This window comes from Methyloglobulus sp., assembly GCF_040079455.1.
Classification (GTDB): domain Bacteria; phylum Pseudomonadota; class Gammaproteobacteria; order Methylococcales; family Methylomonadaceae; genus Methyloglobulus.
This window is the reverse complement of record NZ_JBEBKJ010000017.1, coordinates 37,491-49,548: the sequence shown is the minus strand read 5'-3', so window position 1 is coordinate 49,548 and position 12,058 is coordinate 37,491. Positions and strand designations below refer to the sequence as shown.

Annotated in this window: 12 protein-coding genes; 8 read left to right on the top strand and 4 right to left on the bottom strand. The window is 44.2% G+C overall.

The features are described from left to right. Positions 1-133 precede the first annotated feature (133 nt). Positions 134-589 carry a DUF934 domain-containing protein gene (locus ABL924_RS06065; RefSeq protein WP_349026177.1) on the bottom strand — a complete coding sequence of 152 codons (456 nt, stop codon included), beginning with the start codon at positions 587-589 and terminating at the stop codon, positions 134-136. After that, entirely contained in the window at positions 576-2,228 is a 1,653-nt protein-coding gene (locus ABL924_RS06060; protein WP_349026176.1) for a nitrite/sulfite reductase, read from the bottom strand. The genes ABL924_RS06065 and ABL924_RS06060 overlap by 14 nt, the downstream gene beginning before the upstream one ends. A gap of 212 nt (positions 2,229-2,440) precedes the next feature. Between ABL924_RS06060 and nhaD the strand changes: the two genes are divergently transcribed. From nhaD to ABL924_RS06045, 3 genes are all read left to right on the top strand, one after another. Then, positions 2,441-3,751 carry a sodium:proton antiporter NhaD gene (gene nhaD / locus ABL924_RS06055; protein ID WP_349026179.1) on the top strand — a complete coding sequence of 437 codons (1,311 nt, stop codon included), beginning with the start codon at positions 2,441-2,443 and terminating at the stop codon, positions 3,749-3,751. A gap of 214 nt (positions 3,752-3,965) precedes the next feature. Next, the gene (locus ABL924_RS06050) at positions 3,966-5,195 is read left to right on the top strand and encodes an AmpG family muropeptide MFS transporter (RefSeq protein WP_349026175.1); all 1,230 of its coding nucleotides are present in this window, start codon (positions 3,966-3,968) and stop codon (positions 5,193-5,195) included. Continuing rightward, positions 5,182-5,523, top strand: a complete 342-nt coding sequence (locus ABL924_RS06045) for a hypothetical protein (RefSeq protein ID WP_349026174.1) — start codon at positions 5,182-5,184, stop codon at positions 5,521-5,523. Before ABL924_RS06050 ends, ABL924_RS06045 begins: the two co-directional genes overlap by 14 nt. 35 nt (positions 5,524-5,558) lie before the next feature. Here the strand turns inward: ABL924_RS06045 and ABL924_RS06040 are convergent, their stop codons facing one another. After that, on the bottom strand, positions 5,559-6,326 hold the full coding sequence (locus tag ABL924_RS06040; RefSeq protein WP_349026173.1) for an exodeoxyribonuclease III: 768 nt from the start codon (positions 6,324-6,326) through the stop codon (positions 5,559-5,561). A 90-nt stretch (positions 6,327-6,416) separates the two neighbouring features. Between ABL924_RS06040 and rpmE the strand changes: the two genes are divergently transcribed. Then, complete coding sequence (gene rpmE / locus ABL924_RS06035) at positions 6,417-6,617, top strand: 50S ribosomal protein L31 (RefSeq protein ID WP_349026178.1); 201 nt, start codon at positions 6,417-6,419, stop codon at positions 6,615-6,617. Positions 6,618-6,668: 51 nt separating this feature from the next. Here rpmE and ABL924_RS06030 read toward each other — a convergent pair whose 3' ends face one another. Further along, positions 6,669-8,969 (bottom strand): penicillin-binding protein 1A, encoded by a 2,301-nt coding sequence (locus ABL924_RS06030; RefSeq protein WP_349026172.1) that lies wholly within the window; start codon positions 8,967-8,969, stop codon positions 6,669-6,671. Between the two features lie 266 nt (positions 8,970-9,235). On the opposite strand from ABL924_RS06030, the gene ABL924_RS06025 reads away from it, so the two are divergent. The 4 genes from ABL924_RS06025 to ABL924_RS06010 are packed head-to-tail and all read left to right on the top strand — an operon-like array spanning position 9,236 to position 12,058. Next, the gene (locus ABL924_RS06025) at positions 9,236-10,297 is read left to right on the top strand and encodes a pilus assembly protein PilM (protein ID WP_349026171.1); all 1,062 of its coding nucleotides are present in this window, start codon (positions 9,236-9,238) and stop codon (positions 10,295-10,297) included. After that, complete coding sequence (locus ABL924_RS06020) at positions 10,297-10,872, top strand: PilN domain-containing protein (protein ID WP_349026170.1); 576 nt, start codon at positions 10,297-10,299, stop codon at positions 10,870-10,872. The genes ABL924_RS06025 and ABL924_RS06020 overlap by 1 nt, the downstream gene beginning before the upstream one ends. Further along, positions 10,869-11,498: a type 4a pilus biogenesis protein PilO gene (locus ABL924_RS06015; protein WP_349026169.1), complete on the top strand. Its 630-nt coding sequence runs from the start codon at positions 10,869-10,871 to the stop codon at positions 11,496-11,498. The genes ABL924_RS06020 and ABL924_RS06015 overlap by 4 nt, the downstream gene beginning before the upstream one ends. After that, positions 11,498-12,058 (top strand): pilus assembly protein PilP, encoded by a 561-nt coding sequence (locus tag ABL924_RS06010; protein ID WP_349026168.1) that lies wholly within the window; start codon positions 11,498-11,500, stop codon positions 12,056-12,058. Before ABL924_RS06015 ends, ABL924_RS06010 begins: the two co-directional genes overlap by 1 nt.

The following is a 12,058-nucleotide window of genomic DNA, read 5'->3' as shown; positions in this document are numbered from 1 at the left end:
TCTTGTTTAAATTCTAATGTGAATTTAGGATTGGGGCGCTTTGTTTGATTATTCATGTTCACCTCCAATGACATTATAAATCTGCCTCTAGATGTGTCCTGTTTAATTAAACCATTTCAGCATGACATCGTTATCAATTAACAGACGGTTGATATTTCACCGAAAAATCCTTCAAGCTGGTAAGTGTTGCTGATAAATGTCCAGGATTCGCTGGATAAAACGAGTTGACCCCTACACGAGATAAGTAAAAAACTTGATCGGGTATGAAATGCCCAGTTGCCCTGATTTCACCGGTGTAGTGGTAGCGGTTTCTGATCAGCCACGCATGGGAAAATAAGCGGCCATCGTTAAGTTCTGGGAAATGCAATTCGACGAGTGCCAAATCAGGCAAAAAATCAGCAATACCTTCAACAGAATCGGAAGGCGTTATGCGGACACCTAATTTCCCTTCACGGTTGCTTAATTCGATGCCTTGTTGCTGCTGCAATCTAGCTGAGGATATTGTCACGTCACCGTTGCCGAGATCGGCATCATCTGGTTTATATTCCCAGGAATCGTTTGTTATCTGACTATCTTTAATGATTTGCATAAACCTTGTCCTTAAACGGCTCGATTCCGACGCGTTTCACCATGTCCAGGAAAGATTCTTCTTCCTGACGTTGCTTGACATAAACATCCAGGATGCTAGTGATGGCTTTGGTCACTTCGTTTTTAGCGACTGCAGGCCCTAAGCGTTCGCCGAGCGCGGCTTCATTGTCGGAAGAACCGCCCAAGGTTAGTTGATACCATTCCGTGCCTTTTTTATCCACACCTAAAATGCCGATATGCCCGACGCTTTGGTGGGCGCAGCCGTTCATACAGCCGGACATGTTGATTTTCAGGTCACCGATGTCGTGGATGTAATCCATATCATCCAATGCCTCGTTGATTTCTTTGGCGACACCGATAGAACCGGCGTTGGCAAGCGAGCAAAAATCCAGGCCAGGACAGCAGATCATATCGGTTACTGTACCGATGTTAGGGGTGGCAAGTTTTAGTTGATCTAGTTGTTGCCAGAGAGCAAATAAATCCGCTTGTTTGACATCAGCAAATACTAGGTTTTGCCTGTGCGTCACTCTGATTTCGCTGAAAGTATAGCGGTCAGCTAGATCTGCCACGGCATCGAGTTGGGTATCCGTCATATCTCCGGGTGCTACATCAGGTGCTTTCAAAGACAAGAATACGGCGCGATAGCCAGCAACTTTATGGTCGGCAGTATTGTGCTTGTACCACGTAGCAAAAGCAGGATTGTCGTTATGATGAACAGTAAAACTTTCATCTAACGCCGCCCCTCCATCATAGGACGGAGGGGTGAAATGGGCTTTTACAGAAGCAATCCTCTCATCAGTTAGCACTAATGTATCTTTGGTGTGCTCCCACTCTTCTTCGACTTGACGGCTAAATTCCGCTAATCCGGCTTCTTTGACCAGGATTTTAATTCGAGCTTTGTATTTATTGTCCCTACGTCCGTACAAGTTGTAAATTCTAAGGATGGCTTCCAAATACGAAAGCAAATACTTCTTTTCCAAATAAGGCTTGATAACTTGGCCGATAACGGGCGTTCGACCCAAGCCGCCACCTACCAATACTTTGAAACCGACTACACCGGCTTCATTTTTGACCAAGTGCAAGCCGATGTCATGCAGTTGCGTCGCCGCTCGGTCATGCAACGCGCCACTGACGGCAATTTTAAATTTGCGCGGCAGGTAATCGAACTCAGGGTGCAAGGTCGTCCATTGCCGAATAATTTCGCAATAAGGCCGTGGATCTTCAATTTCATCAACGCATACGCCAGCTAGATGATCTGAGGTAGTATTACGCATGCAGTTGCCACTGGTTTGGATGGCGTGCATTTGCACACTGGCTAGTTCAGCCAAAATATCGGGCACTTGTTCCAATTTAGGCCAGTTAAATTGGATGTTTTGTCGAGTTGTGAAGTGACAGTAATTTTTGTCATAGGTACGGGCGATATGCGCCAGTTTCCTGAATTGCTTGGTGTTCAGCAAACCATAAGGCCCGGCAATCCGCAACATTGGGGCATGGATTTGGATATAGAGGCCATTTTTTAGGCGTAAAGGCCGAAATTGATCCTCGCTTAGCTCGCCTTTCAAAAACCGTTCGGTTTGCCGCCGGAATTGGGCAACCCGTTCATCCACAAGTTTTTGGTCGATTTCGTTGTACTGATACATGGTGTGCTTTTATTTAAGGCTTTTTACGGTCGATTATTAAGTCTTTAATCATATACTGTGCGTCTTAAAATGACAAAATTAATTGGATAGTGATACCATTGCGCGTTTGAATTTTTGGTTTTTTCATTTTCGATAATAATAAACAAAGGTAGGGGATTGTGGCGCGATTTTTATTCGTCTTGTTATTCATGTTGTTGTTGCCTGAAATGGCTATGGCTGCTGATTTTGAAACGCTTGGGTTAACCGGAACACAACGGGGCATTTATACGGTATTGATATTTATCATTGCCTACGGCTTTGTTATGACTGAAGAATTTACCCATTTACGGAAATCTAAGCCGGTGATTTTGGCGGCTGGTATTATTTGGGGTCATGCCGCTATTCTTGCGAAGGAAGCGGGTGTGTCTGCCGAAGATATGCACAAGGCATTCGAATACAACCTGAAAGAATATGCCGAGTTGATGTTGTTTTTGTTGGTCGCAATGACGTACATCAATTCCATGTCTGAACGAAACGTGTTTGAGGCTTTGCGTTCCTGGTTGGTCAGAAAGCAATTTAGTTACCGGAAAGTATTTTTGATAACGGGAATTATCACTTTCTTTTTGTCTTCGGTGGCGGACAACCTAACCGCTGCTTTGTTAGTAGGTGCAGTGGTAATGGCAGTTGGCGCGGATAACGCCAAGTTTGTCAGCATCGGCTTTGTCAATGTCGTGGTGGCGGCAAATGCAGGCGGTGCGTTCTGTCCGTTCGGCGACATTACGACGTTAATGGTTTGGCAAGCTGAATATGCTGAGTTTTTTGATTTCTTTAAGTTGTTTATTCCGTCGGCAGTCAATTATGGCGTTCCTGCGGCAGTGATGTATTTCGCAGTGCCCGATGAGCAACCGAAGGCTTCCAGTGAAGCCGCCGTGCAATTAAAGCCGGGCGCAATTACCATTTGCGTAATGTTCCTTTTGACCATTGCAACTGCGGTAAGTTTTAAGCAGGTTCTGCATTTGCCACCATTTATGGGGATGATGGTTGGTCTTTCAGCCTTGATGTTTTACGGCTACTGGTTAAAAATCACCTATACAGTTGAAGGAGGAAATGGCGGATTTGATATATTCAATAAAGTCCGTCATGCCGAATGGGACACCTTATTGTTCTTCTTCGGCGTGGTTTTTGCGGTAGGTGGTCTGGGCTATATTGGTTATCTGGAGTTACTTTCTAGCGCGATGTATGACACGCTCGGTCCAACCACAGCAAACATCTTGGTTGGTTTGATCTCTGCGATTGTTGATAATATTCCTGTGATGTTCGCAGTGCTCAACATGAACTTGGATATGGATTTATATCAATGGCTGTTGGTGACGTTGACTGCTGGCGTGGGTGGATCGTTATTGTCAGTCGGATCGGCTGCTGGCGTTGCTTTAATGGGTCAGTCTAACCATAAGTATACTTTTTTCAGTCATCTAAAATGGACTCCAGCAATCGCGGCAGGTTACGCAGCCAGTATTTTTGCACATTATCTAATTAATGGCTGACAGGTTGATTTAGCACTACCGCCAGTAAGTCTGTTTTAGGTCGAGATCAACTGATTTGGTTTCGATCTTGCCTTTATATTGGGGAATGCTGATTTAATCAGCATTCCCCCTCCATGATCTATCCAGACGATTTCTTAAATAAACTATCCTTGTCATTCACATCATCTTTTTTGCTGTGTAGATTTGTGCGTTTCCCATTCTTAAGAGGCATTCGATGACAGATAAAACGAATATCAGCGAAGCACTTCTTAATCGACGGATGCTGATTTGTATATTCACTGGCTTCAGTTCTGGTTTGCCGCTTTACATCCTTATAAGTCTTGTTCCGGCGTGGTTGCGTACCGAAGGCGTAGACTTGAAGTCCATCGGCTTGTTCGCTCTAATCCAACTGCCGTTCACCTGGAAATTCCTTTGGTCGCCACTGTTTGACCGCTACATCCCCCCGCTAGGGCGGCGGCGCGGTTGGTTAATCATTGCTCAAGTCGCTTTATTGTTGGTCATTCCAGCATTCGGTTTTTTACATCCCAAGCTGGATTTATGGGCTATCGCTTATTTGTCCGTCATTGTCGCGTTCTTTAGTGCGTCGCAAGATATTGTGTTGGATGCTTACCGTCGTGAGTTATTGTTGGACAATGAGCTAGGGCTTGGCAATGCCATCCATGTGAATGCTTATAAAATTGCCGGCTTGGTACCTGGGGCTTTTTCCCTGGTATTGGCTGACCATTTGCCTTGGGATTTGGTGTATATCATCACCGCCTTATTCATGTTGCCCGGTATTCTCATGACGCTTTGTGTCAATGAACCGGAGCTTAAGGGCGCTCCTAAAACCCTTAGGGATGCTGTGGTAGAACCCTTTGAAGAATTCCGCAGTCGTGGCATAAAACCCGCGTTGTTAATATTGGCGTTCATCTTTTTTTATAAGCTGGGCGATAGCATGGCGACGGCATTGGCAACGCCATTTTATCTCGACATGGGTTTCAGCAAGACCGAGATTGGCTTGATCGCCAAAAATGCGGGCTTGTGGCCTAGTGTTATCGGTGGTTTACTGGGTGGGTTGTGGATGATCCGCTTAGGTATCAACCGTGCCTTGTGGATTTTTGGTGCAGTGCAGATGCTTGCCATATTAGGCTTTGCTTATCTAGCGATGGTTGGGCATAGCTTGCTTTGGTTAGCTATAGCAATTGGTGTTGAAGCCTTGGGTGTTGGTTTGGGAACGTCGGCTTTTGTGGCTTTCATAGCGCGTGCCACGCATCCGCTTTATACCGCCACTCAATTCGCTCTATTCACCAGCCTTGCCGCCGTGCCGCGTACGTTTGCCAATGCTGCTACTGGTTATATGGTGGAATGGGTAGGGTGGAAAAATTTTTTCTTGATTTGTTTTTTTATTGCCATTCCAGGGATGTTGCTATTGTTTAAGGTCGCGCCGTGGAATGAACAAGAATAAGCAAAATCTTCAAAAATATTGGAGTGCCGGATTAGGTTTGCTATTTATTTTTGGTGTGGCTTTATCTTTCTTTGTCACCTACAAAGCTGGTTGTGTTGGTGATTTGAAAAGCGGTTCGCATGGTGATCCAATTAGAAGTCTAGAATTGGAGAATCTAGGTTTCCTTCTTATGTTTTTCAGTGCAATCTTGGGTGCTATGGCAATTTATTTATCACTAAAACCTAACCATCGAGTCGCATACGGAATAGCTTTCGCTTTATTCAGTCTATTTTGTCTGTGGTTTGTAGGAATGCAATTCGAAGTTTGGGGTATTCAATCATGCTTCTAATTCGCAATGTTTATGGGCTAATATCTTCCGAGATGTTACAAGTCATAATCCACAATCAGCGGCGCATGGTCTGAAAACCGCTCATCCTTATAAATGCTGGTTGCCTTGATTTTGCCTTTAAGAGCGGCACTGACGATTTGGTAATCAATCCGCCAGCCGACGTTCTTAGCCCAGGCTTGTCCCCGGTTTGACCACCAGGTGTATTGCTCGCCTTCTTGGTTGATCTCCCTGAAAGCGTCCAGCCAATGACCACCAGTTAACAGTTGCTCCATCCAGGCACGTTCTTCCGGCAAAAAACCGGAGTTTTTTAAGTTGCCCCGCCAGTTTTTCAAGTCAATTTCTTTGTGGGCGATGTTCCAATCGCCGCAGATGATATAGTTTCGCCCGCTCTCCGCGCAGCTTTTAAGATAAGGCATAAAGCGATCCATAAAGCTGAATTTGATGGCTTGTCGCTCTTCACCAGATGATCCTGAGTGCAAATAAAGCGAGATCACGCTTAAATTGTCGAAGCGGGCTTCTATAAAGCGGCCTTCGGCATCAATATCTGGCCAACCGATGCCCTGAATTATCTCTAAAGGTTGTTTTTTGCTGAAAATAGCGACACCGCTATAGCCTTTTTTTTCGGCATCGTGATAAAAGCAGTGATAGCCCTGTGGGCAAAAAACGCCTGAATCAAGCTGGTGTAGTTGTGCTTTGGTTTCTTGCAGACATACGATGTCAGGTTGTTGAGCTTGCATCCAGGGGAAAAAGTTTTTGCGTTCTGCAGAACGGATGCCGTTAACATTCAAGGTAATGATTCGCATGGGATAATTGGAAGTTGCAGTTTAATGACGAAAAACGTATTATATCGGGTTAAATTACAAGCAAGTAACCTTACCAGCGGATTAACAGCTATGAAACCAGAAATACATCCTGAATATAAACAAATTACCGTGACCTGCGGTTGTGGTAATACTTTTACAACCGGTTCGGTACTCACTAAGGATTTGCAAATAGAAGTTTGTTCTTCATGCCATCCTTTTTATACCGGTAAACAGCGCGTTGTTGATACCGCTGGTCGTGTCGATAAATTCCGCAAGAAGTACGGAAAATAAGTTTTTCAGAATCTACTTTTTGGTAGTGCTTAGTTTAGATATTTAGAAGTGCTAAAATAGTGCTTCCATAGGCTTTTCCTTAATCAATCGCTTTGTTGCTTCTGCAGCAGTTTTTTTGGCTGAAGGAATGGCTGCTATCTTTTTGAGCACAACACCTTTTTGGACGTAGTCAGCTCCCTTTTTGTAAACGTCATTGGGTGGCCTAAAGATTGCGACAGGTGTTTTTTTCAGGGCAGTACGCATGTATTCTATCCACATCGGCAATGCCGCTGCCCCTCCTGTTTCATAATGTCCTAGCGGCTTAAAGTTGTCGTATCCTACCCAAGCTGATGCAACATGTGTAGGCGTAAAACCGTTAAACCACGCATCACGTTGATCGTTCGTAGTCCCTGTTTTCCCCGCTAAATCACTACGACCTAACACCCTGGCATCCGTTGCAGTGCCCAGTTTTACGACATCCCGCATAAGCGAATTCATGATGAAGTTAATACCGGGAGAAACAATTCGAGGTGCTTGATTTTGATCTTTCTGCTCGGTTTTTTTGCATGAGGAGCAAGCGGTTTTAGGGTTGGCTTGATAAATCACCTTACCTTCGTTAGATTCTATGCGTTCAATAAAGTAAGGGTCTACCAGAAAGCCGCCGTTGGCAAAGACTGAATACATCCTGGCCATTTGCAGTGGCGATGCGTAGCCGCTACCTAAAGCCAGCGATAAGCCAGGAGGTAACTGTTCCTTCTTAAAGCCAAAACGTAAGCCAGTTGCGATGCCTTTGGCGATGCCCATTTCTTTCAAGAGCTGGATGGCAATCATATTTCTTGAAAAAGTCAGACCTTTTCTAATACTGGTTGGGCCGTAGAATTTTTTAGTGGAATTTTCTGGCTTCCAGATTCTGCCTAGACTGGGGTCGTATATCGCTAGTGGTGCGTCATTAATTAGGCTGGCGGCGGTATAACCTTGTTCCAGAGCGGTTGTGTAGATAATCGGCTTAAAACCAGATCCTGGCTGTCTTTTGGCTTGAATGGCACGGTTGAACTTGTTCTGATTGAATTCAAAGCCACCAACCAGTGCTAAAACAGCCCCATTGGAAGGGTCCATCGAGACAAAAGCCCCTTCAACCTCAGGGACTTGTGACAACATCCATATTCCGGTTTTTGATGGCCTTACTCTTATGGGATCATTTTTGCTTAGGTATTTTTGAGCTCTAGCGGCTGCCCATTTGCTTTTTTTCCAGGGAATTTCGATGGCTTTGCCATTATAGAGTTTTGCTTCGAGACTATTGTCACCTATGGAGGTGACAGTTGCGGCTAAGGTATCGCCGATGATAGCAGCGGTGGATGATAGCAGTATCTCTTTGCCGTCAACCGCGATAGGCTTCTTAGTTCGATAGCCATGGCGCTCATCGTAAGCATGTAGTGAGTTCCAAAGAGCGTGGTCAGCTGCTTTTTGAAGCGCGGGGTCAATGGTTGTATAAATTTTTAGCCCTAATGTATAAGCGCCCTCGCCATATTTTTCATAAGCGAATTGCCTGACCATTTCTGCAATATAAGGAACCGCGATATCAGAGGAGTGATATTGTAGCTTTGCCGTTGAAGCTTCGTTACTGGCAGTGTCAAAGTCGGATTGGGAAATATACTTAAGTTCTAGCATCCTTTGCAGCACGTAATTACGTCGGTCTATAGCGCGGTCTTGATTAGTGATTGGGTTATAAGCTGAGGGTGCTTTAGGCAAGCCAGCTATCATCGCTTGTTCGGCCAGGGTTAAGTTTTGCAGGGATTTGCCGTAGTAAGTCTGTGCTGCGGCTGCGATGCCATAAGCGCTGTGTCCCATGTATATTTGATTCAAATACAGCTCAAGAATCTTATTTTTGGGGTATTCACGCTCGATTTTTAAGGCAAGAATGATTTCTTTAAGCTTACGAGTATACGTTTTTTCATTGGTGAGCAGAAAGTTACGCGTTACCTGCATGGTAATGGTGCTGCCGCCCTGCCTTTTTTTCCCGGTTAGCAAAAGTTGTATGCCCGCCCTAATCAAGCCTTTGTAGTCAACGCCAGGATGCTCGAAAAAACTATCATCTTCAGCAGCTATAAACGCATTCACAAATGTTTTGGGAACATCTTCGATTTTGACAGGTATGCGCTTATTACCACCAAATTGCGCCATCAACACTTTGTCTTTGCTGTAAATGCTTAGGGGCATTTCATAGCGGACATCATGCAAGGTTGTAACATCTGGAAGACTTGCAGACAGCTTGTTGTATTGGTAGTAGCCTGTGCCAAGCAAGCTCAGAACTATAACTGCAAAAAAAATAGCGAACCACTTTAGTATGCTGCCATTTTGCGTTTTTATCGACACAATTAATCCGGATAAGTTTTTTATTTTAGCTTGCCAAAGCAAGGAATTTTTATAAGATGTCGCTATACTTGTTTGTTTTTAGAGACCTTCTAAAAATCACCTTGCGAGTATATAGCAACATAAGAAACAAATAAATTGAATATTTTTTAGGATGAAAACAAAAAACACTACTATACTTCTGCGAGTAATAATTTAGCTTGCGTGATGGCATTCGAATCATCAAAAGTGCAATCTGGGATAATTTTAACAAAACTTAAGGGCGTTTCATGAGCTGGTTTAATCAGAAACAGAATGCGGTACTCGGTCTGGATATTAGCACTGCCGCTGTTAAGTTACTGGAATTAAGCAAACTGGGTACTCGTTACCGTGTTGAAAGTTATGCAGTGGCTCCATTGCCTCAAGAGGCATTTGTCGATAAAAATATCGCCAATGTTGATATTATCGCCGAAGCAGTAAAGGTTGCCATTAAACAATCTGGAACGAAATTGCGGCAGGCTTGTGTTGCTGTTTCTGGTTCAGCCGTTATGTCGAAAGTTATAACGATACCTGCTTCTTTGGCAGACGAAGAGATTGAAGATCAAGTCTTGGATGAGGCATCTCAATATGTGCCTTACGCGCTTGATGAAGTTAATCTTGATTTTGAAGTGCAGCGGATTAATGAAGCTAATCCTCAAATGCTTGATGTATTGCTTGTGGCATCGAGAAAAGAAAATGTCAATGATCGAGTAGAGGCTTTAACTAAAGCCGGTTTAAAAACGAAAATTGTAGACGTTGAGGCATTTGCAATAGAAAATGCTTTTGCGTTACTTATTGACCAACTGGACGGTTCGACTGAGGGTAAAACCTATGCTGTCGCAGACGTGGGGGCAACAATGGCAACCTTGAGCATTGTCCATGATGGGCATACTGTTTACACTAGAGAACAGGGCTTCGGAGGAAGGCAGCTTACTGAAGAAATTCAGCGTCGTTACGGTTTTTCCTATGAAGAAGCGGGATTGGCAAAAAAACGTGGCGGATTGCCCGAGAGCTACATGACTGACGTTTTAGAGCCGTTCAAAAAAGCAATGGTGCAGCAAATTTCCAGATCCATGCAGTTTTTTATATCGTCAAGTGCGAACAGGACTGTTGACGGAATCGTTTTGGCCGGTGGCTGCGCTTCCATTCCTGGAATTGAGACGCTGATGGAACAAACCTTAGGAATTACGGCCTATGTGGCAAATCCATTTATCAGCATGGCACTTTCCAATAAAGTGAAGCCACAATCCTTGAGTGCTGATGCGCCCGCATTAATGTTGGCATGTGGATTGGCTTTAAGGAGTTTCGATTAATGGCAAAAATCAATCTACTCCCTTGGCGGGAAGAGCTGCGGCAGCAAAAGAAAAAAGAATTTATATCATTAGCAGGATTAGCGGCATTGATCACTCTTCTTGCTCTGGGTTTGGTTCATTTTTACATTGATGGATTGAAGGAGCATCAGGAGCAAAGGAATAAGCTGTTGCAAGATGAAATTGTCGGTCTGGATGTTAAGATCGTAGAAGTCAAATCTATCGGGGAACGAAAAAGTAAGCTGTTGTCCAAGATTGATCTCGTGCAACGACTACAGGAAAGTCGGCCTGAAATTGTGCATTTATTTGATGAAATCCCCAGGGCAACCCCTGACGGCGTTTTTCTCACCAAGTTTGCCCAAACAGGTGCTAATCTGACTTTTGAAGGTAAAACGCAATCAAATGCCCGTGTTTCTGCTTTCATGCGAGCTGTTGAAACTTCGCCATGGTTGCAATCACCCAAGCTTGATGTGATCAAATCGCAAGACAAAGCCAATGGTGAGCAGAACAGCGAATTTATTTTGCGTGCCACACTGGGTAAGAAAAAAGCGGAAACGGAAAAAGAGGTGGCGCAATGAACTTGTCGGAAATTGATTGGGATATTAATGCGTCAGGAGTATGGCCGGTATCCGTAAAAGCCTTAGTCATTGCTATTATTTGCGTGGTTGTTGCCGGAGCGGGTGTTTATTTGGATACATTTGGGCAGTTAGAAGCGCTTCAGGGTTTTGAGAAAAAGGAACTCGATCTAAAAGCTGAATTTGAAGACAAGCAAAAAAAATCAGCTAATCTTCAGGATTATCGCGATCAGCTAGCACAGATTGAAACCTCGCTGGCAATCATGATCAAGCAGATGCCTACGGAAGAGGAGTTGGCAAGCCTGTTGGTCGATATATCGCAAACTGGATTGGCGAGCGGGTTGGAATTCAGGTTGTTTCAGCCTGGGGCACCAATTGCAAAGGATTTCTATTCGGAGTTGCCAATAACTATCCAAGTAATCGGAAAATATGAGGAGCTTAGTCTATTTGTCAGTGGCTTGGCGGCACTGCCCAGGATTGTTACTGTTCATGATGTGAAAATCACGCCAGTTATCAAAGAGGGTACAGAAGAAACGATGGTCATGGATGCAATAGTCAAGACGTATAACGAGCAGAAAAGTGCTGAGATAAAAACTCCTGCAGACAAAAGAAAACGGGGGAAGAAGTAATGGGCGACAAAAAATTACTTTTGTTAATTCGTAGTCGATTAAATTTACTATTGTTCTCGTTGTTATTGTCGGCTTTGCTTGTAGGCTGCAGTGAGGGCGGTTTTTCTGACTTACAGCAATACACTGCAGAGGTGAAGGCTAGGCCAAAAGGAACCATTGAGCCATTGCCGGAAGCTAAGTCTGTTGAAACTTTTGTGTTTAAACCGGAAGGTCTACGCGACCCTTTTAAAGCGATTAGCGAATCAGAAGAGATTGAAGATACAGGACTTTCAATTGGCGACGGCATAAAGCCCGATACCTCAAGGCGTAAAGAAGAGTTGGAAGCATTTCCACTAGATGGTTTGAGAATGGTAGGTACGGTAGTGATGAAAGCCAATTTATGGGGCTTGGTGAAAGCAAGCGATAAAACCATTTATCGCGTACAAGTTGGGAATTATATGGGTAAGAATTACGGAAGAATTATCCGCATACTGACCGATAAGATTGAATTAATGGAAATTGTTCCTGATAAGCCTGGCACTTGGCGTGAACAACAAGCTTCATTAGCGTTGACAGAGTGA